Here is a 20,574-nt window from a genome sequence, read left to right as displayed (position 1 = left end):
TCGTCCAGTCCGGTCAGACGTCGGTGACGCGCAGGCCGGCGTGGGCCTTGTACCGGCGGTTGATCGAGATCAGGTTGGCGGTGAGCGCCTCCACCTGACCGGCGTTGCGCAGCTTGCCGGCGTAGATGCCGCGCATCCCGGGGATGCGCTCCGCGAGTGCGGCGACCAGGTCGGTGGCGGCGCGGTCGTCGCCGAGCACGAGGATGTCGGTGTCGATCGACTCGACCGTCTCGTCGGCGAGCAGGACGGCGGAGACGTGATGGAAGGCACCGACGACCGTGCTCTCGGGCAGGACGGCGGCGGCCTGCTGGGCGGCGCTGCCCTCCGGCACGGGCAGGGCGAAGGCGCCGCCCTTGTCGAAGCCCATCGGGTTGACACAGTCGATGACGATCTTCCCGGTCAGCGGGCCGCGCAGCGACTCGAGCGTCTCGCGGTGCCCGTCCCAGGGGACGGCGACGATGACGACGTCGGCCCGCGCGGCGACGGTGGCGTTGTCGGCGCCCTCGATGCGCAGGCCCGGTCCGGCGAGCTTGGCGGCGGCTTCCTCGCCACGCTCGGTGGAACGCGAACCGATGAGCACGAGGTGCCCGGCCTGGGCGAAACGCAGCCCGAGGCCGCCGCCCTGCGGTCCGGAACCGCCGAGAATGCCGATGGAGAGGTCGGGTACGTCCGCGGGAACATGCTTGGGCGAGGTCACCCTGCCATCCTGCCCGAGTCGTCCGCCTGCCGCGCGTTTCGGCGACCGGGAGTGAACCCGCAGGCCGGCGGACTGGACGGCCGGAACCAGATCGTTCACCCTCCGGCGCACCGACTCATGGCACCCCCACCCGCCGACGGACAGCCGGGGGCAATGAGGGACTATGCATGAACAACGGGACAGCTACGTGTCCGATCATCCCGCGCTCGCCGGCCGGGACCTTCGACCGGGCAGACGGGTTCCCACACACGTCGCTACCGGCAGAGGAGCAGCGCACGTGACAGAGAGTTACAGCTCGTGGATCACCACCGTCAGCGAGCGGAACGGTACCCATGGCGATGCTCCGGGCGGGTCCGGTAACCCCGGGCGTGCGTTGGCCGGAGATGGGCCGTACCGTTCGGTTTCACACGCAACGGGTAGATCTAACGAAACAGGCGAGAGAGGTCGAGCAATGGCGGACGTATCGGTTCGCTTCGCGATGACGAACGACAGCGAAGTGGTACTGAACCTGTCGCTGCCGCAGGCGCTGCGCCTGATGGAGGCGATCGCGCGCAAGGTGGGCGAGACGCTCGCGGAGCGCAGCACCCAGGCGGTGGGCGGCGTCGGCGGGGTTCCCACCTCGGCACCCTCGAACGGCATGCCGAGCCTTGGGCCGTACACCCCGTCCTGAACCCGCACCCGGGTGACCCTCCTGGCGCTGGCCGCACCGCAGCGCGCCACGCCGGAGGCTGACGTCCAGCTCACCGCAGCCGATCCACGGCAGGCGCGCCGGGTCAGAACCTCGCGGTGGGCTCGCTGAATCCCCGGGCGGGACGATCCACGGCGGGACCCTCATCGCCCGGGCGGCCACGCGTGGCCGGGCCGCCGGTGGCGAGCGCACGTGGGTGTGATGTGGCATACACCTCACGGAGCCGGTCGACCGTCACGAGGGTGTAGATCTGGGTCGTGCTCACCGAGGCATGACCCAGCAGCTCCTGCACGACCCGGACGTCCGCGCCCCCGTCGAGCAGGTGGGTGGCGAAGGAGTGCCGCAGCACGTGCGGTGACACGCCGTCCACCCCCGCCGCCGCGGCCGCGGTGCGTAGCTGTGTCCACGCACTCTGGCGGGACAGCCGGTTGCCGCGTCGCGACAGGAACACCGCCGCCCCCGAGCGGGCCGCGGCCAGACGCGGCCGCGCCGCCCGCAGATAGTCCGCCAGCGCCAGCACCGCGCAGCGCCCCAGCGGGACGACCCGGTCGCGCCCCCCTTTGCCGTGCAGGCGCACGGACGCGGCTTCGAGGTCCAGATCGTCGAGGTCGAGGCCGACCGCCTCGGAGATACGCGCGCCGGTCCCGTAGAGCAGCTCCAGCAGGGCGGTGGCCCGGAGCCGACGGGCGGCCTCCAGCGCATCACCGCTGCCACCGCCACCACCGCTGCCACCGGAGGTGGCAGGGGCCGTGGCGTGCTGGCCGCCCGCGGCGGCCAGCACCGCGCTCACCTGGTCGACGGTGAGCGCCTTGGGCAGACGCCGCGGCGGCGCCGGCGGCCGTACCGGCTTCGAGACGTCCTCACGCACGTCCCCCTCCTCGGCGGCGAAGCGGTGCAGTGACCGCACCGCGACGAGCATCCGCGCCACGGACGCGGCGGCCAGCGGCGGATGCTCGTCGTCCCCCGCGCGCAGCGCCGCGGCGAAACCGGCAACCTCCGCCTCGCCCACCGCGTCCAACGAGGGCAACCCCCGCGCGGCCAGATGGACGAGATACCGCCGCAGATCGCGACGGTAGGCGAGGACCGAGTTACGGGCGAGGCCACGCTCGCCTTCGAGGTGGTGGAGATAACGGGCGACCACATCCGCCGGCCCGACCTCAGCGAAGGACCCGCTGCTGGCGAGAGGCCCGGCGCTGGCGAGAGGCCCGCTGCCGGCCAGGTCTACGGCATTGGCGACGGGCACGTCAGGACGCTCCCGGAGGGGTTCGTCGCCGTCGGCCGCCATCATCAACCTGATAGTAGGACCTGCTGGCAGTTGTCTGCGGTTGCCCGTCCACATGCCGCGATTCGACGGCTATTCTGGCGATCTGTGCGGATGGCCACCGGACCATCACGTCGCGCCGCACGGCTGGGGGTCACCATCATCGACGTCACCACGCCACCCCGCGGTCCGCACCCTGCGTCACCCGGGTCGCTGAGGGGGCCATCGCCACGGCGGTCGGCGCCGTCGGTGCCATCCGGGGCCGTCGCACCGGTTTCGTCTGCGGCTCAGGCGGTCGCGGTATCGCCGGTGTCGCGGCGCCGGGCGCGGGTGCACCTGCGGCGGCGGGGGCTCGTCCTGCTGGTCGGGTTCGTGCTGGGAGCGGAGCTGCTGTCCTCGTGCGGCGGGTCGGGGGGGCCGCAGGGTGCCGCGCTCCCCGTCCATTCGGGGGCCGGTGGTGCGAGCCCGACGGCGAGCGGCACCAGCGCCGCTCCGACGCCGGATGTCAGCGCTCCCGCCGCCGTGCGTACCGTCGCGGCGTACTTCCAGGAGATCAACGATGCCACCCGAGCCGGGCGCCTCGCGGTGATCACAGCGACGGCCCTGGAGGGCTGTCAGACCTGCGCCCTGGACGTCGGGGTGTCGCGTTCGCTGGCCCAGCGCGGCCTGCACGCCGACGCACCCGCCTACCAGCCCAGTGACCTCACGGCCCAGCCGTACGCGGGCCTGGCCGCCACCGCCTCCTTCACGCTGCGCACGGCGACCGTCGGCCTGCTCGACGCGGCCGGGCGGCACGTCGAGGACGCCGCCGGTGTCCCCGCCCGCGCCGCGACCGCGCAGCTCACCCTCACCGCGGGCGGCTGGCGCATCCAGACCCTGCGCTACGCGGCGGGCCCCTCTTGACCGCGCCCACCCCCGCCAGCGCCGGCGGCCGGCACACCGGGCGGCGGGCGGCGCTGATCCTGGTGGTGGCCGTGGTGATGACCTGCACCGGCGTGGCGATGCCCACCTGGCCGGGCGGGTCGAGCTGGCCGGGTGGGTCGGACGGCTCGGGGTGGTCGGGCGGTCTGGGGGCCGGCCGGGCCGTCGCCGCTCCCAACGACACCGTGGTTCCCTGCGGTGACGTGCTGTGGGGAGCCTGCGACACCCGGGCCACCGCGCAGGGTTATCAGTACCGCTACCACGACGGCAAGCTCGAACGAATATCGGACGCCACCGACGCCGGCACCGGCACCGGGCGGTGGGCGGCCCACTGCGGCGAGTTCTGCCAGGACGATCCGACCGTCATCTGCGAGATGCTCGAGGTGCTCGGCAAGAACACCCAGATGTCCCCCGAGGTACGCGCGCAGTGGGAGCAGCAGTCAGCGGGCTGCCTCAACTTCAACTATCTGATTCCGGCCACGAACGCCGTCCCGCTCGCGGCCGTGCAGGCCGCGCTCAACGACTACCTGCGCGAGAAGATCCTGCCGAAACCGACCATCGTGATCTCCCCGTCCGGCCGCAGTTTCGCGGGTCTCGCGACGATTCTCCACACGCCCGTCCCGAACACGTACACGTTCAACGTGGAGGAGCCGGTGGTCGCCACCATCAGCGCGGTCCCGCACTACCGGTGGGAGTTCGGTGACGGTGACATCGGCCCCGACGCGCCAGGGCGCCCGTACGACTCGGCGATCTCTCCCCGGGAACACCCGGACGCCTATGTCAGCCACACCTACGACCATGCCGGTGACCACCAGGTGACGCTGACCGTCACCTGGCAGGGCACCTTCACCGTTCCCGGCGTCGCGCAGGCCTTTCCGCTCGACGCCGTCGTCCTCGCCGCCGTGCAACCTCTGGTCGTGAACGAGGCGTCCGGCGTCCTCGTCCACAACGACTAGCGCGCTGCCCACGAACGCTCGGGGACAGCGCCGCCGTCACGGGCCGCCGATGCCCCCGGACCTCGACCTGCCGGGCCGGTCGGTCAGCCGCTGTGGGCCGGACGGGCGGGCCAGGGCGCGTCGAGCGGGCGCAGCCCGGTGAAGCCGGCGGACCGGCAGCGGTCGGCCGCCAACAGGCCGATGACCGCCATCCCGTTGGTGATCTCGCCGTGCAGGACCCGACGCACCGCCTCGTCGAGGTCGATCCGGGCCACGCCCATGTCGACCTCCTCGTGTTCGGGCACGTGCCGCTGCTCCACCGGGATCTCGTGCAGGCCGCGGGCCAGGAACACCCGGTAGGCCTCGTCGGTCATCCCCGGTGAGGACCAGGCGTCGACCAGCAGGTCATAGCGGTCGGCCCACAGCCCCGTCTCCTCCGCCAGCTCCCGCGCGGCGGCCACGCTCGCCGGCTCGCCGGCCACGTCCAGGATGCCGGCGGGCAGTTCCCACAGGGGGCCGCCGACCGGATGCCGGTACTGGTGGACCAGCACGACACGCTGGTCCTCGTCGAGCGCCACGACCCCCACCGCGCCGGGATGCACGATCACGTCACGCTGGGAGACATCCCCGTCCGGCATCCGGACGAGGTCGCGCCGCACGGCGATGATCCGCCCGGTGTAGGCGACCGAACTCTCGGTGGTCTCGTAATGATGCTCGGTGGATGTCACGGCGACACCAGCGCGCCGCCGTCGCCCACCACCACGCCGTTGGACGAGGCCACCCCGTTGGACGGCGCCACACCACCGGACGGAGCGACCCCGTTGGACGGCGCCACACCGTTGGATGGGGCCACGCCGTTGGATGGGGCCACGCCGTTGGAGGCCGTCGCGCCGGAGCGTCCCGCGCCCGACCCACGCCGTCCCGTCCCTCGGCCAGCGGCCGTCCCCGCCGCCGGTGCCGCCGGTGCCGTCGCCGGCGCGGAGGCCGACGGCGACGCGGAGCTCGCGCTCGCCGCCGGTGATCCCGTGGTCACCTGCGCCGCGGGCTCGGTGAACGACTCGATGGCCGGCTCCGCGGGCAGTCCGACGGGCAGGTCCACCGGCAGGACGCCCCGGCGCCGGTCGGCGTGCAGCAGGGCCGCCGCGACCAGGCCACGGAACAGCGGATGGGCCCGGGTCGGACGGGAACGGAACTCCGGATGGGCCTGCGTGCCGACGTAGTAGGGATGCACGTCCGCCGGCAGTTCGACGACCTCCACCAGGCGACCGTCCGGCGAGGTCCCGGAGAAGACCAGGCCCGCCGCGGCCAGCTGGTCGCGGTAGTCGTTGTTGACCTCGTAGCGGTGCCGGTGGCGTTCGTCCACCTCTGCGGCGCCGTACTCGCGTCGCGCGATGGTGGCGGGCTCCAGTACGCAGGTGTAGAGCCCGAGGCGCATCGTCCCGCCCATGTCCCTGGTACCGGCGACGACCTCGTGCTGGTCGGCCATCGTCGAGATGACAGGGCTGTCGGTGTCCGGCGCGAACTCGGTGGAGTTCGCACCCGCCAGACCCGCGAGGTTGCGGGCCGCCTCGATCACCATGCACTGCAGGCCCAGACAGATACCCAGGGTCGGGATGCGGTTCTCCCGGGCGTGGCGCAGCGCGCTCAGCTTGCCCTCGATACCGCGGATGCCGAATCCGCCGGGCACGATGATCCCGTCGACGCCGTGCAGCAGCGCCGCGGCCTGCTGCGCGGAGTCACACTCGTCCGAGGTGATCCAGCGCAGTTCCACCCGGGTGTCGGTGGCGAACGCACCGGCCCGCAGCGCCTCGGTGACCGACAGGTAGGCGTCCGGCAGGTCGACGTACTTGCCGACGATGCCGATCGTCACGGTGTTCTTCGGCTGGTGGACGCGGCGCAGCAGCGTGTCCCACTCGGTCCAGTCGACGTCGCGGAACGACAGTCCCAGGCGGCGCACCACGTAGGCGTCGAGCCCCTCCCGGTGCAGCACCCGCGGGATGTCGTAGATCGAACTCGCGTCCGGTGCGCCGACCACGGCCTCGTCGTCGACGTCGCACATCAGCGCGATCTTCTTCTTGAGGGCGTCGGGCAGCGGCCGGTCCGACCGGCACACCACCGCGTCCGGCTGCAGCCCGATGCTGCGCAACGCCGCCACCGAGTGCTGCGTCGGCTTGGTCTTGAGCTCACCGGACGGTGCGAGATACGGCACGAGGCTCACATGCACGGTCAGCGCGTTGTCCCGGCCCACCTCATGGCGGACCTGCCGGATCGCCTCCAGGTACGGCAGTGACTCGATGTCGCCCACCGTCCCACCGACCTCGGTGATGACCACGTCGACGTGGTCACCGGCCAGCCGGCGAATCCGGTCCTTGATCTCATCGGTGATGTGCGGGACGACCTGCACCGTCTGCCCGAGGTACTCCCCGCGCCGCTCGCGAGCGATCACCGCCGAGTACACCTGGCCGGTGGTCACGTTCGCGCTGCTGTCCAGGTTGACGTCGAGGAAACGTTCGTAGTGCCCGATGTCCAGGTCGGTCTCGGCGCCGTCGTCGGTGACGAACACCTCTCCGTGCTGGAACGGGTTCATCGTGCCCGGGTCAACATTGAGGTAGGGGTCGAGCTTCTGCATCGTGACGCGCAGGCCACGAGCCTTCAGCAACCGGCCCAGGCTCGAAGCCGTCAGCCCCTTGCCCAGGCTCGAGGCGACCCCGCCGGTGACGAAGATGTGCTTGGTGACATGCGACTGGCCCACACGAAACTCCCGTGGTCACGCCGCCGGTCCGGACCCGGCGTCTCCACGGGACTTCACGGTAACAGCTCTCCGCCGCCCTGCCATCGCCGGCCACCCCCGCCCACCATCACGGCCGGCGACAGGACACCGGAGCAGGATCCGGTCACACCGGCCGCCGCGGCGGACAAAAAGGACGCGACCACCCAGCGGGCCGCCCGGCCGGCTCGAACCCATCGGCCCCCGGGCGGCGTGAGAAGATCGGTTGGTGACGGATCGACGAGACGTGGCCACGGACGGGCAGGTGGTCTCGGCGGACGGCACGCGGATCGGGGTGCGCCGCGTCGGGGCCGGGCAGCCGGTGGTGCTGGTACATGGCTCATACGGCGGGCTGGACTCGTTCCAGGCTGTCGCCGAGGGCCTCAGCGACAGTTTTGAATGCTGGCTCATGGCCAGGCGCGGTCATGCTCCCAGTGACACGCCGAACCAGGCGAACACGTTCGCCGCCGAGGTGCACGACGTGCTGGCGGTCCTCGCCGCCGCGCACGACCGGGCGGGCACGGGCCGCCGACCGCATCTGGTCGGCGGCTCCTACGGGGCGACGCTCGCGCTGCACACCGCGCTTACCGATCCGCACGCACTCGGCGCGCTCGCACTGTTCGAGCCACCGCTGTTCGCCGCGGGGCCGGGGCTGGTGCCGGTCCTCAGCCAGTACCGGGCCCTGCTCGCCGCCGATGACCTCACCGGCGCGTCCCGGCTGTTCGCCCAGCAGGTCGCACGCGCCCCGGCGACCCTGCTGGCCGGCTCCGACGATGACGACCCGCCGGACGGCGACCCGGACGTAACCAGTACCGGGACGCGGGTCCCGGTGGACGATCGGGATCCCGCCGGTGCGGCGGTGCGGCTCCGGATCGCCCGCGCGGCGCTGCATGATCTGGAGGCGATGACCACTGACAGCGAGGATGTGACCCGGTGGTCAGCCATCGGATCACCGACTCTGGTGATCGGTGGCTCCGAGTCCTGGACGCCCCTTCCGGAGACGATGGACGCGCTCGTCGGCACCCTGTCGCAGGTGGAACAGGTGGTTCTGGCCGGGCAGAACCATTTCGTCACGGCTACCGCCCCCGACCTGGTCACGCGGGCGCTGCACCCGTTCCTGCAACGCTGCTCCTGACCGGCGGCGGCGCGGCGTGACCGGCCAGCGGGCCGCTCGGCTGATCGGTTCCTCGACCGCCACCGCTGGCCTGGCCTGGCTGGTGGCGGTCGAGGTCCGGGCCTGGTCATGGCCCCGGCGGGTGGTTACGCGTCGGCGGTGAGCGTGCCGGCGATCGCCCAGCTGTCGGTGGGCACCTCCTGGATCCACACCTGGACGGTCTCGGCGGGGAGCGCGAGGGTGTCGACGAAGGCATCGGTGATGCGCCGGACGAGCTGGCGCTTGAGTTCGATGTCGCGCGGTCCCTGCTGCACGGTGACGATCGGCATGGGGTTCTCCTGTCCTGGGACGCTTCGCCATCGGAGCGGCGGGGCGTCAGGGCGGCGGGCGCGGTCGCGCCGAGCACCGGTGACCGGTCAGGTGCGGCCGGTGTCACCAGTTCATCCCGGTCGCGGCCGTCCACAAAGACGCATTCGGAGCTGGCCGTCATCACGAATCGTGATGCCCCGCGGCGGCGCAGGCGTCCAACAGCAGCGGCAGGTACGGCGTCGGGGCGGTGGCGCGCACGCACAGGGAGGTGGGCACCGACAGTCGGGTGCCACGCGGCGTCCGGAAGGCCACCCGCGGGGCGTGCAGTCCCTGAGCGTGCGCCGCGTACAGAACCGTCCAGGTGGGGGTGCCCGCGCCGATCGCGGCCAGGGTGTCCTCGAGGGTGCTGCCGGTCAGCGGGCTCGGCACCGGCTGGAAACCGGCGTCGCGGCAGGCGTGCAGGACCAGGTCCACCAGGACGGGATTGCGTGCGCGGGGCACCAGGCGCAGCGGCAGAGCGGCCAGGTCGGCGAGCGCGACACCCGGGTCGGCCTCGGCGTCGGCACCGGTACCGAGGCCGGCACCTGCGCCGAGCTCGTGGCGGGCCGGTAGGGCGACGACCAGCGGGTCCTCCCACACCTCGATGGCCCGGCAGGCGCCGTCCACATCCGTGCCGCGCAGGAAGGTGGCGTCCAGCGTGCCGGCGGCCACCTGGTCGAGGCGCACCCGGGTCGGCGCCGCGACCAGGTCGACCTCCAGGTGCGGGGCACGCCACCGCAGCCGTTCGAGGACGGCGGCCAGCCGCTCGCCGAGACCACGGCTGGTACCCAGCCGCAGTGTTCCGGTGTACTCGCCGGCGAGCCGGGCCGCCACCGCCCGCGCCCGGTCCTGGGCGGCGAGGACCGCGCGGGCCTCGGGCAGGAAGAGCTCACCGGCGGCGGTCAGCCGCACCCCGCGGGGGGTGCGGTCGAACAGGTCGATGCCGAGTTCACGTTCGAGGCGGCGCACCTGCTGGCTGACCGCGGGCTGCCCGGTGCACAGCCGCTCGGCGGCCCGGCCGAAATGCCCTTCCTCCGCCACGGCGACGACGTAACGCAGCTGGCGCAGCTCCATGCCGGACGGTCAGCGCCGGGCGGTCAGGGTCGGGCCTTGTCGGCGGCGGCGGCGGCGAGGAGCTCCTCGGCGTGGCCGCGGGCCAGCGAGCTGTTCTCCTGGCCGGCGAGCATCCGGGACAGTTCGCGGACCCGGCCGGCATCGTCCAGGGTGATCACGCCGCTGCGGGTGACCGAACCGTCGTCGGCCTTGTGGACGACCAGGTGGCGGTCGGCGAACGCGGCGACCTGCGGCAGGTGGGTGATGCAGATGACCTGATGGGTGCGGGCGAGGCGGGCGAGGCGCCGGCCGATCTCGACGGCGGCCCGGCCGCCGACACCGGCGTCGACCTCGTCGAAGACCATGGTGGAGCCGGTGTCGGCGGCGGCGAGCACCACCTCGATCGCGAGCATCACCCGGGAGAGTTCACCGCCGGACGCGCCCTTGTGCACCGGGCGGGCCGGTGCCCCGGGATGGGGGACGAGGCGTAGTTCCACGTCGTCGACACCGGAGGGCCCGTAGGCGACGGTGCGCTCGGCGATGGGCAGCCCGGCGGGGTCGTCGCGTTGGGAGACCACGGCCTGGACGCGGGCGCGGGGCATGGCGAGGCCGGCGAGTTCGGCGGCGACAGCCGCACCGAAACGGGTGGCCGCGGCGAGACGGGCAGCGGTGATCTCGCCGGCGAGGCCGGCGAGCTCGGCGGTCAGCTCGTCGCGGCGGGCGGTGAGGGACTCGGCGGACTCGGCGCTGCCGTCCAGTTCCAGCAGGCGACGCCCGGCCTGGTCGGCCCAGGCGAGGACACCGTCGATGTCGGTGCCGTGGGCGCGGGTGAGGCTGGTCAGGGCGGCTTTGCGGGCCTGGGCGTCGCCGAGACGGACCGGGTCGGCGTCGATGCCCTCGGCGTAGGAGGCGAGGTCGGCGGCGACGTCGGTGAGCAGCATCCCGATCTCGGTGAGGCGCGCGCCGAGAGCGGCGAGTTCGGGGTCGAGGTCGGCGTCGCCGTCGATGACGCGGCGGGCCACCGAGACCAGATCGGCGCCGCCCGGCTCGTCGGAGCCGGACGCCGGGTCGCTGAGCAGCGCCGCGTGCGCGGTGCGGGCGGTGCGGACCAGGGTCTCGGCGTGTTCGAGGCGGTTGAGTTCGGCGCCGAGGGTGCTGTCCTCACCGGGTTCGGGCTCCACCCGCTCCACCTCGGCGAGGCCGATCCGCAGCAGTTCGGCTTCCTGCTCACGCTCGCGGGAGCGTTCGGTGATCTCGGTGAGGGCGCGGCTGACCCGGGCGAGCTCGGCGTACACCGTGGCGTAGCGGGAGCGGGGTTTCGCGACCGTCTCACCGGCGAACCGGTCGAGCGCCTCCCGCTGGGTCGATGGACGCAGCAACCGCTGTGCCTCGGACTGCCCGTGCACGGCGATGAGGTCCTCGGCGATCTCACCGAGCAGGCTCGCCGGCACCGACCGGCCCGCCACCTGGGCCCGGGAGCGGCCTTCGGCCGTCAACGTCCGCCCGACGACGAGCACGACGCCGCCGGGGTCGTCGTCCAGGTCGCCGCCGGCTTCGCGGACCCGGGCGGCCACGCCGGAGTCGACCGGGATGACCAGGCGCCCCTCGACGAAGGCCCGTTCGACCCCCGGCCGGATCAGCCCGTAGTCGGCCCGGCCGCCGGTGAGCAGCCCCAACCCCTGGACGATCATGGTTTTGCCCGCGCCGGTCTCGCCACTTACCACGGTGAGGCCGGCGGCGAGACCGAGGGCGGCGTCGTCGATGACTCCGAGGCCGCGAATGCGAATCTCCTCGAGCACGACCCGAACTCTAGCCGCACCACCGCATTCCCCGACATCCTCACCGCCCGACACCCGCAACGCCCCACATCCTTGGCCGTCGTGCGCCCCCGTCCGCCCCCTGCGGCCCATGGCATCACCGGACGTGGCGGGTTCGACGCGGCGGGACGTCAGCGTTCGGCGCGACCCCGCCAGCCGGCCACCGGCAGGTCGAACTTGGCGACGAGCCGGTCGGTGAACGGCCGCGGATGCACCACCGCGAGGCGCACCGGCCGTCCGCCGCGGACCACCTCGACCCGTGACTGCGGCGGCACCTCGAGCAGCCGCCGCCCGTCGCAGTACAGGATGCCGGGCACCGGTTCGAGCACCTCCACGGCGACGGTGGCACTGGGCGCGAGCACCAGTGGCCGGGCGAACAGCGCGTGCGCGCTGATCGGCGCGACCAGCAGCGCCTCGACCCCGGGCCACATCACCGGCCCGCCCACGGAGAACGCGTACGCCGTCGACCCGGTCGGCGTCGCGCAGATCACCCCGTCGCAGCCCCAGCGCGACAGGGGACGCCCGTCGATCTCCAGGACGCATTCGAGCATCCGCGCCCGCTCGGCCTTCTCCAGCGACATCTCGTTGAGCGCCCAGCCGGTGTAGAGCAACGTCCCCTGCCGGCGGACGGTGACGTCGACGGTCATCCGGTCCTCGACCGTGTAGTCCTTGCGCACGACATGGTCGATGGTGGACGCGAGCGCCTCCGGTTCGGCCTCGGCGAGGAACCCGACATGCCCGAGGTTGACGCCCAGCAGCGGCACGTCGGCGGTGCGGGCGAACTCGGCGCCGCGCAGCAGACTCCCGTCCCCCCCGAGGACGACGACCAGTTCCACTCCGACGGCCGCGTCCGGGTCATGCGGGACGACCGCGGCGCCGGTGAGGTCAAGCTGCTCGGCCTCACCGCGCAGCACCCGCGGGCTGATCCCCGCCGCGGTGAGCCCCTCGATGACCTGCTGCGCGCTGTCCCGCACCACCGACCGGCGCGGATGGGTGACCAGCAGCACCTCCCGCGTCATTCGGCCGCTCCGGGACGCGCGTGGCCCGCGGGCACGGCCTGGCCGCTCGAGCCGCTCGGTCCGGCCGGACCAGCCGAGCCGGCGGGACCGACGGGACCGACGGGACCGACGGGACCGACGGGGCCGGCGGCGATCGCGGCGGTGAGGTCGTCCGGAACGAGGGGTGGGGCGCCGGCGGTCAGCCACAGCAGGTACTCGACGTTGCCCGCGGGCCCCGGCAGCGGACTGGCCGTGACCCCCCGCACGCCCAACCCCAGCTGCCCCGCGGCGGTGGCGACGTCACGCACGGCGGTGGCGTGCAGGCCCGGGTCGCGCACCACGCCGCCGGCGCCCAGGCGGTCCCGTCCGACCTCGAACTGTGGTTTGACCAGCAGGACCAGGTCCGCGTCCGGGGTGGCGCAGGCGCGCAGCGCGGGCAGGACGAGCGTCAGCGAGATGAACGACAGGTCGCCCACCACCAGCTCGACCGGCTCGCCGACGGCCGCCGCGGTCAGCGCCCGGGCGTTGGTCCGGTCCAGCACCCGCACCCGCGGGTCGGCCTGGAGCCGCCACAGCAACTGCCCGTAGCCGACATCGACCGCCACGACGGACGCGGCCCCGTGGCGCAGCAGCACATCGGTGAACCCACCGGTGGACGCCCCCACATCCATGCACCGCCGCCCCGCCACCACCAGCACCGGCCACTCCCCCACCCCGCCAGCCACGCCACCCCTAGCGGCGTCACCTGCCACAGCGGCGCCGTCCACCTCCACCGGCTGGGACGAACTCGGATCCGCGCCCGGCCGATCGGGGTCGGCGAGCGGAGGGACCCCGAACGCCGCGAAGGCACCGAGCAGCTTGTGCGCACCGCGGGACGCCCAGCCCGGGTCGTTCCCCGCGGCCAGCGCGATCGAGGTGGAGCCATCGACGACGGTCGCCGCCTTGGTCGCCGGGATGCCGCCGACGAGCACCCGGCCGGAGCTGATCGCGGCGACCGCCTGCTCCCGGCTGCGGACCATCCCACGCCGGACGAGCTCCCGGTCCAGCCGCACGCGACGCGAGGGCATGTCCGTGACCCGGTTCAGGGCGCCGGACGGGCCGCGCCGGACGCCGTCCCGCCGGAGCCGTCCAGGTCGGCGAGGGCCTCGGCCAACAGACGGTTCATCTCCTCGAAGACCTCCACGTGTGCCGACGTCGCCACGACGTCGAGGGTGTCCAGCCGGGCAAGGGCAGCCTGGATCTCGGCGGGCAGACTGTCGGTGTTCACTCTGTCAGCCTCCCGCACTTTCGGTCGTGGATGCGACGGTCCGCTCCGACAGATGGCATGCGACGTATCTCATGCCCGCGGCGTCATGACCGTCAGCCCCGCCCGCCCGGCGCGCGCAGCCCCTCGCAGCCCGGCGGCCGCTCGCCGGCGACCCGCTGGACGGGCACCCCCGCGTCGGCCGCCGCCCACCCCGCGGCGCACGCGGCCCGCAACCCGTCCAGTCCGTCGTCCCCCTCGGACGCACTCCCAGCCGGCTCGGACGCACTCCCAGCCGGCTCGGACGACCAGGTCAGCGTGCCGTCCACGACAGTGGCCGTCCAGCGCCCGCAGGTGGCGGCGAACCCCCCGTCCGCCGCGCCGTCCGAGACCGACGCTGGGACATCCGGTGCGGGACGGGTCGGGACGGCGGCGGTGGCAGTGGCGGGGCGCAGCAGGCCGCGCAGGTCGTCGGCGATGTAGGTGGGACGGTGCTCGGGCGGGGCGGCGAACAGCTCGGCGGGGGTGGTCACGCCGGTGAACACCAGCAGGGTCGGTGTGCCCGAACGGGTACCGGCCTCGATGTCGGTGTCGAGACGATCACCGACGATGATCGGGGTGCGGGCCCCGCTGCGGCGCATCGACTCGGCGTGCATGGCCGCCTCCGGTTTGCCGGTGACCAGAGGTGTTTGGTCGGTCGCCGCCGAAAGCAGCGCGGCGATCGAGCCGTTGCCCGGCGCGATGCCCCGCTCGGTGGGGACGGTCCGGTCGGCGTTGCTGGCCACCCACCAGGCACCGGCGCGGATGGCGTAGGCGGCCTCGGCGATACGGGCGTAGGTGAGCTCGGGGTCGAAGCCCTGGACGACCGCGACCGGCTCGTCGTCGGCCCGCTCCACCGGGGTGAGCCCCTCGGCGGTGACCGCCTCGCGCAGCCCACGTCCACCGAGCACCAGCACCCGGCTGCCCGCGGCGAGCCGCCCCGCCAGGACATGTGCGGCGGCCTGGGCGGAGGTGACCACGTCGGAGGCCTGTGCCGGCACGCCGAACCCGGTCAGCCGGTCGGCGACCGCCTCCGGTGGGCGCAGCGCGTTGTTGGTGACGTACACCGTGCGCAGTCCCCGCTCGGCGGCCCGGGCGATCACGTCGGCGGCGTGGGGCACGGCGGCGCCACCACGGTTGACCACGCCGTCCAGATCCATCAGCGCCACGTCGAACAGCTCGACCAGGGCCTGGTCGCTGCCCTGCAACGGGGCGCGCCCCGCCCCCGCGGCGTTCCCCTTCGTGCCGTCCGACGTGTTCGTGTCGTCCGATATGCCGTCCGACCTCGTGCCGTCCGACGTGCCGTCCGACCTCGTGCCGTCCGACGTGCCGTCCGATGCGATGACGGTGTCCGCTCCGACAGCCACGAATGTCTCTCCTCTGTTCGGTCCGGCGGGAAGGTCGTCCGCTGGGAAGGTCGTCGGACGGGGTCGTCCGGTGGGAGGGTCGTCCGGTGGGAGGGCGCTCAGGCGCGGGCGAGGGCGGCGCGGGCTCCGCGCAGCGCGACGCCGTAGTGGCTGATGTCCGGACGCATCGCCACGGCCAGGGCCAGATGCTCCACCGCGGCCCGCAGATCGCCGAGTTTGCGGGCCGACAGGCCCAGGCCGAACTGGGCGTAGTCGTCGGTGGGATGGCGATCGACGATCCAGGCGAAGGTCTCGCGGGCCGCCACGTACTGCCCGGCGCTGAACTGGGCCCGGCCAAGCGCCTCCCGCACGCTCGGGGACGCCGGCTCCGCCGCGACCGCGTGCGCGAGCAGCTGTACCGCGGCGTTCGCATCGCCGTGGCCGAGCAGCGCCATCCCCCGGGTGTACCAGTCGTAGACCTCGCCGGCGGGGCCCGAACGGGCCCCCTCGGGGGGTGCGTGGCCACGCTCGACGCCCGCGAGGGGATCGTCCGGTCCGTGTGTCGGGCGGCTGGTGTCGTCAGCCATTTCCACCTCCACGACGTAGGCGTTCACCGTCCGGCGATCCGCTGGCAGACCCGTCCCTGCGGACCAACACCGCCGCACGCACGGGCACTCCCGGACGCCCCCACCGGCCCGTGGTCCAGGGCCCGATCCCCAGTGTCGCCGCACGTCGTCCCCCAGACCCCCGGATCGGATAATGATCACTTTCGTGGCGTGACCGCGGTCTGCCCCGCGGTGACCGCCGGCGGTTCTAGCATGCGGCTCATGGTGAACGCCGACGCCCACGGACCCAACCCAGGTGTGCCAACCGCGTCCGACCCCGCGCCACCGGCAGCCGCGCCACCGGCAGCCGTGCCGGGGCCGACCTCCGTCCCGGAGCCGGCGGGTCTTGTCCTGGCGCCGATCCGGGCGGCCAGGTTCGACGTGGACGGGGCGGCCCTGGCCGCCCGCACCTCACCGCCCTACGACATCATCGACGAGGCCGAACGGGCCCGGCTCTGGGCCAGCGACGAGCACAACGTGGTGCGGCTGATCCTGCCCGGCGACGACTACCCGGCCGCCGCCGCCACGCTGCGCGACTGGCTCGCCTCGGGGGTGCTGCGCCGCGACGAACGGCCGGCGGTGTACGTCTGCGAGGAGGAACAGGACGGGCATGTCCAGCGTGGTCTGATCGGCGCGGTCGCCCTCGCCGATCCGGCGGCCGGGATCATCCTGCCGCACGAGAACACGATGGCCGGCCCGGTCGCGGACCGGCTGGCCCTGACCCAGGCCACCGAGGCCAACCTCGAGCCGATCTTCCTGCTGTACGCGGGTGGCGGCCCGACCAGTCGGCTGGTGGCCACGGTCGTCACGACCACCCCGACCGTCGAGACCACCACCGACGACGGTGTCACCCACCGGCTGTGGCTGGTGGACGACCCGGCGACCCTCGACGCCGTCGCCGCGGACCTGCTACCCCGGCGAGCCGTCATCGCCGACGGTCACCACCGCTACGCCACCTACCGGCAGTACCAGGCGCAGCGGCACGCCGCCGGCGACGGTCCCGGCCCCTGGGACTTCGGGCTCGCGTTCCTCGTGGATGCCACCGTCTCCGGCCCGCGGGTACACGCGATCCACCGTTCGATCGGTGCGCTGCCCCTGGCCGAAGCCGTCCGCCGCGCCAGCGCGGCCTTCACCGTCCGTCCACTCACCGCACCGCCCGCCGCCAGCGGTGCCACCGCCGACGGGGACTGGCTGCTCGCGGAACTGGCCGCGGCCGGACGGCACGGGCCCGCCTTCGTGCTCACCGACGGCGCCACGTCCCACCTGCTCACCGCGCCCGACCCGGCGCTGCTCGCGCGCAGCCTGCCCGCCGACCGTTCCGAGGCCTTCCGACGCCTCGACGTGACCATCGCCCACCTCGCCCTGATCGTGGACGTGTGGGGTCTGCCCGACACGGTGGATGTCGTCGACTACCACCATGACGTGCCCGCGGCGATCGCGGCCGCGGCCGCGGCCGGCGGCACCGCCCTGCTGCTCAACCCGACCCCGGTCGAGGACGTCACCGCCGTGGCACAGGCGGGTGAACGGATGCCACGCAAGTCGACCCTGTTCACCCCCAAACCCCGCACCGGCCTGCTGCTACGCCCGCTCGTCTCCTGAGGTCCCCGCCTGCGGCGTCTCCCGCGTGCCGGCGGCCGGCGCTTGCGGCGCGTCGACCGCTACCGACCCGCCGTCCTCACCGTCCTCGTCCTCACCGTCGTTCTCATCGTCGCCGTCCTCGAAGCCTTCGCCGTCCGACGCGGAGAGATCCTCGAGCAGGCTCTCCTGCGCGTCTTCGGCGTCGAACTCCCCGTCGAGGTCCTCGCTGGGCTCATCGGTGACGTCCTGCTCGAGGTCCTCCGTGGGGTCCTCGGTGTCCGATGTCGCGTGGTGCTCGAGCGACACGTCCTCGTCGGACGGGTCGTCGTCGAGATCCTCGTCCTCGTCCTGCGGCAGGAGTTCACCGGTGGTGATGAAGTACGCCCGGGCGGCCGCGTCGGTCTCGCCCTCGTCGATGGCCGCGGTGGACGTGAACCAGCGGGCCGCCTCCTCGTCCCGTCCGGCCGCGAGCAGCGCCTCGGCGTAGGCGTACCAGAGGCGGGGGGCCCACGGCGGCGGCGTGCCCTTGACGTTGGCCAGATCCCGCAGCAGCAGCACGGCGGCGTCCGGCTGACCGAGGTCACGACGGGCGCCGGAAACCACGATCAGCAGCTCCGCGCGGGCCGCCGGGTCGAGGCTTTCGGCCTGGGGATCGCGAAGATAGGCGATCGCCCGGTCAGCCCGGCCAAGACCTCGTTCGCTGTCCGCCATGAGCGGCAGGTTGTGGGCCGAGCCATCGATCCGCCGGGCCGCCCGCAGTTCGAGCAGGGCGGTGGCGTACTCCCCCGCGTGGTAGGCCGCGATACCGACGGCTTCCCGGACTGCCGCGAGTCGCGGCACCCGGTCGGCCGCTGCCCGGGCATGGTTGAGCGCCGTGGCCGGATCGTCGTCGAGCAGCAGAGCCGTCGCGACGAGATGCCGGGCGATCGTGTCCGCCAGACTGGACGGCAGACCACGCAACGACCGTCGGACGTCCTGGTCGAGCAGGTCCGCACGGGCCTCCTCCGGCAGCGGCGGCGTGACCACCCGCGGCCGCCGGCTACCCCCCTCGGGCCGCTCCGGACGGCCCGGCCGATCCCCACGATCCGGCCGAACCGGTCGGGACGGGCGATCCGAACGCGCCGACCGATCAGGTCGAGCGGCGCTGTCCGGACGAGCCGGTCTGTCGGACCGGAAGGGCCGATCGGGACGCGACGAACTGTCAGAGCGGAACGGCCGATCGGGACGCGACGAACTGTCAGAGCGGAACGGCCGATCCGGACGCGACGAACTGTCAGGCCGGAAGGGCCGATCCGGACGCGACGAACTGTCAGGCCGGAAGGGCCGATCCGGACGCGACGAACTGTCAGAGCGGGCCGAGGGCTCGGGGCGAGACGTCCGAGCATCGCCGTGGGGACGTCCCGAGCCCGCCCGTTCGGACCATCCGTCGCGACGCGGAGCTGCCTCCCGCGCGGGCCCGGAGGATCGCTCCGGGCGCGGCGACCACTCCGGGCGTGCCGGGCGATCCGAGCGCGGCGCCGTGCGGTCGGGCCGGTCATAGCCACGGTCGGGACGCGCCGTTGAGCGCTCCGGCCGGTCCGTGGATCGGTCGGGCCGAGGCGAGGTCCGCTCCGGGCGCACCGACCACGGGGGCCGAGCCGAACCTTCGCCGCGGTCCGAGCGAGCGCCATCGTCGCGACGCGGCGGACGCGATGTGCGGACCTCAGCCTGCTCGGCCCGGTGGCTCCCACCCGCGGACGGCCCCGATGGCCGCTGCCACCGGTTGGTCGACTCGGAGCGGTCACGGTCCGCACCTGGTGGCCGCCGATCCGCGGCCGGTCGCGCACCGCGCTCGTCCCGTGCGGACGTCGAGAAGCGACTGTCCTGACCACCACGCGCTCCGCGTCGGTCGCCGTCCCCCGAGAACGATCTCCCAGCCGACGTCCCCGGCTGAACCCGGTCCGTGCGACGCGCGCGCCATGCCGCCTCCGCGGCCAGCTTGGTGCGACCACCGGCCGCCTCCGGCCTGCCCGGGCTCACGCCAGCGGCACGATCATGCGGGACACGCGTGTCGCCCGCCCCACGGTCACGGCGATCCACCGGTCCCCGGGCACGCTCGGGCCGGTCGGCCCGCTCGGCTCGGTCAAAGCGTGCGGGCCGGTCGGGTCGGGCCTGGCCGCCGTTGGGCGGACCCTGCCATCTGCCCCGATCGGTCTGTGGGCGCCCAGCTCCGCCGGCGCTCGGACGACCTGCGCCGGCGTCTGGACGACCTCCACCGCTGCGATCCCCACGGTCCCCACGGTCCCCACGATCCCCACGGGCGCCGCGGTCCGTCCAGGTAGGCCGATCCGGGTTACCGGGGCCCGAGGGTGCGCCGCCCGAGCCTGAGCGAGCCGGGCCACCACGGGCTGTCGACTCGAACCGGCGAACCTGCGCGGGACGTGCCCGACCAGCCCCGCCCGCCGCATCCGCCCGCCCGCCGGCGCGGGGGGCACCCGACCAGCTGCCCGCTCCACGAGTACCGGCCCCACGCACGGCGTCGCCACCGCGGCCTGATGCGCCCGCGGCGCCGCCGCGCGCAGGCCGCCCGGAACTCCCACCGTCCCGGCCGGACCAGCCGCCGCGGCGCTGACCTCCGTCCGGTCGCCCGGACCCGCCGGCCCCGGCGGACCGTCGCCGGTCGCCCCCATCAGCTGCTTCGTCCCTTGCCATGAACGGTTGTTCCCCTTCGTTTACCCGCCACCACTGGTCTGCCGCCCGCACCACCGCAGGTACCGCACACCCCAGACTTCTACCCGCGCGATCACCCGCGCACCCGTCGTATCCGCGCCGCGGAGCCCACCGGGCCCACGGCTTCCTCTCCACCGCACGACGACCGGATCTACAGTACGGGGACGGTCAAGCCGGTCCCCATCACGGTCATCCCCGTCATCCCCACCCGCGTCCCCCGCGATCCAACCGACCGCGCAGCGCGACTCCGCCTCACCCCACCTCGCCCGCTCGGCGCCTGCCTGTTCCCGCGGCGCAGCGGCACCCCTCGGATCACTGCCACGATCCGCGACGCCTCCCGCAGGCCTCATGGTCATGCGGGTGCAGATGGGTCGTTCACGCCTGCGACTTCGCCCGCAGCAAAGAAAAAGGGCCGGCGGCAAACAAGCCGACAGCCCACGGAACCCATCCACACC

Annotated in this window: 18 protein-coding genes; 5 read left to right on the top strand and 13 right to left on the bottom strand. The window is 73.7% G+C overall.

The features are described from left to right. Positions 1–13: 13 nt before the first annotated feature. On the bottom strand, positions 14–697 hold the full coding sequence (npdG, locus tag MXD59_RS18625) for an NADPH-dependent F420 reductase (protein WP_248825948.1): 684 nt from the start codon (positions 695–697) through the stop codon (positions 14–16). A 451-nt stretch (positions 698–1,148) separates the two neighbouring features. Between npdG and MXD59_RS18620 the strand changes: the two genes are divergently transcribed. Next, entirely contained in the window at positions 1,149–1,367 is a 219-nt protein-coding gene (locus MXD59_RS18620) for a hypothetical protein (RefSeq protein WP_009742848.1), read from the top strand. Positions 1,368–1,470: 103 nt separating this feature from the next. Here the strand turns inward: MXD59_RS18620 and MXD59_RS18615 are convergent, their stop codons facing one another. Then, positions 1,471–2,628 carry a tyrosine recombinase gene (locus MXD59_RS18615; protein ID WP_248825947.1) on the bottom strand — a complete coding sequence of 386 codons (1,158 nt, stop codon included), beginning with the start codon at positions 2,626–2,628 and terminating at the stop codon, positions 1,471–1,473. 327 nt (positions 2,629–2,955) lie between these two features. On the opposite strand from MXD59_RS18615, the gene MXD59_RS18610 reads away from it, so the two are divergent. Next, positions 2,956–3,549, top strand: coding sequence for a hypothetical protein (locus MXD59_RS18610; RefSeq protein WP_248825946.1), 594 nt, complete (start codon positions 2,956–2,958; stop codon positions 3,547–3,549). Continuing rightward, complete coding sequence (locus MXD59_RS18605; protein WP_248825945.1) at positions 3,546–4,523, top strand: PKD domain-containing protein; 978 nt, start codon at positions 3,546–3,548, stop codon at positions 4,521–4,523. The genes MXD59_RS18610 and MXD59_RS18605 overlap by 4 nt, the downstream gene beginning before the upstream one ends. An 83-nt stretch (positions 4,524–4,606) precedes the next feature. Here the strand turns inward: MXD59_RS18605 and MXD59_RS18600 are convergent, their stop codons facing one another. Both MXD59_RS18600 and pyrG read right to left on the bottom strand, forming a co-directional pair. Continuing rightward, on the bottom strand, positions 4,607–5,230 hold the full coding sequence (locus MXD59_RS18600; protein WP_248825944.1) for an NUDIX domain-containing protein: 624 nt from the start codon (positions 5,228–5,230) through the stop codon (positions 4,607–4,609). Next, positions 5,227–7,254, bottom strand: coding sequence for a CTP synthase (pyrG, locus tag MXD59_RS18595; protein ID WP_248825943.1), 2,028 nt, complete (start codon positions 7,252–7,254; stop codon positions 5,227–5,229). The genes MXD59_RS18600 and pyrG overlap by 4 nt, the downstream gene beginning before the upstream one ends. Before the next feature lie 244 nt (positions 7,255–7,498). Between pyrG and MXD59_RS18590 the strand changes: the two genes are divergently transcribed. After that, positions 7,499–8,404 carry an alpha/beta fold hydrolase gene (locus MXD59_RS18590; protein WP_248816017.1) on the top strand — a complete coding sequence of 302 codons (906 nt, stop codon included), beginning with the start codon at positions 7,499–7,501 and terminating at the stop codon, positions 8,402–8,404. Between the two features lie 125 nt (positions 8,405–8,529). On the opposite strand, the gene dmpI is transcribed toward MXD59_RS18590, so the two are convergent. The 8 genes from dmpI to MXD59_RS18550 form a co-directional block, all read right to left on the bottom strand. Beyond that, positions 8,530–8,712, bottom strand: a complete 183-nt coding sequence (gene dmpI, locus MXD59_RS18585) for a 4-oxalocrotonate tautomerase DmpI (protein WP_163548383.1) — start codon at positions 8,710–8,712, stop codon at positions 8,530–8,532. 160 nt (positions 8,713–8,872) lie between these two features. Then, a complete protein-coding gene (locus MXD59_RS18580; RefSeq protein ID WP_248816018.1) occupies positions 8,873–9,805 on the bottom strand; it encodes a LysR family transcriptional regulator in 933 nt (310 codons plus the stop codon). A 23-nt stretch (positions 9,806–9,828) separates the two neighbouring features. Continuing rightward, positions 9,829–11,583, bottom strand: coding sequence for a DNA repair protein RecN (gene recN / locus MXD59_RS18575; protein ID WP_248816019.1), 1,755 nt, complete (start codon positions 11,581–11,583; stop codon positions 9,829–9,831). Between the two features lie 149 nt (positions 11,584–11,732). Further along, a complete protein-coding gene (locus MXD59_RS18570; RefSeq protein ID WP_248816020.1) occupies positions 11,733–12,620 on the bottom strand; it encodes an NAD kinase in 888 nt (295 codons plus the stop codon). After that, positions 12,617–13,666 (bottom strand): TlyA family RNA methyltransferase, encoded by a 1,050-nt coding sequence (locus MXD59_RS18565; protein ID WP_248825942.1) that lies wholly within the window; start codon positions 13,664–13,666, stop codon positions 12,617–12,619. Before MXD59_RS18565 ends, MXD59_RS18570 begins: the two co-directional genes overlap by 4 nt. A gap of 14 nt (positions 13,667–13,680) precedes the next feature. Beyond that, positions 13,681–13,866 carry a hypothetical protein gene (locus MXD59_RS18560; RefSeq protein ID WP_163548379.1) on the bottom strand — a complete coding sequence of 62 codons (186 nt, stop codon included), beginning with the start codon at positions 13,864–13,866 and terminating at the stop codon, positions 13,681–13,683. 92 nt (positions 13,867–13,958) lie between these two features. Beyond that, entirely contained in the window at positions 13,959–15,248 is a 1,290-nt protein-coding gene (locus MXD59_RS18555; protein WP_372512131.1) for an HAD-IIA family hydrolase, read from the bottom strand. Positions 15,249–15,346: 98 nt separating this feature from the next. Next, complete coding sequence (locus tag MXD59_RS18550) at positions 15,347–15,814, bottom strand: tetratricopeptide repeat protein (RefSeq protein ID WP_163548378.1); 468 nt, start codon at positions 15,812–15,814, stop codon at positions 15,347–15,349. A 240-nt stretch (positions 15,815–16,054) separates the two neighbouring features. Between MXD59_RS18550 and MXD59_RS18545 the strand changes: the two genes are divergently transcribed. Beyond that, positions 16,055–17,431, top strand: a complete 1,377-nt coding sequence (locus tag MXD59_RS18545) for a DUF1015 family protein (RefSeq protein WP_248825941.1) — start codon at positions 16,055–16,057, stop codon at positions 17,429–17,431. On the opposite strand, the gene MXD59_RS18540 is transcribed toward MXD59_RS18545, so the two are convergent. After that, positions 17,411–18,436 (bottom strand): tetratricopeptide repeat protein, encoded by a 1,026-nt coding sequence (locus MXD59_RS18540; protein WP_248825995.1) that lies wholly within the window; start codon positions 18,434–18,436, stop codon positions 17,411–17,413. The genes MXD59_RS18545 and MXD59_RS18540 overlap by 21 nt on opposite strands. Between the last annotated feature and the right edge of the window lie 2,138 nt (positions 18,437–20,574).

The sequence above is a fragment of the Frankia umida genome, from assembly GCF_023242945.1.
GTDB lineage: Bacteria > Actinomycetota > Actinomycetes > Frankiales > Frankiaceae > Frankia > Frankia umida.
The sequence above is the reverse complement of the archived record's forward strand: the minus strand, read 5'-3'. Positions and strand labels throughout refer to the sequence as shown.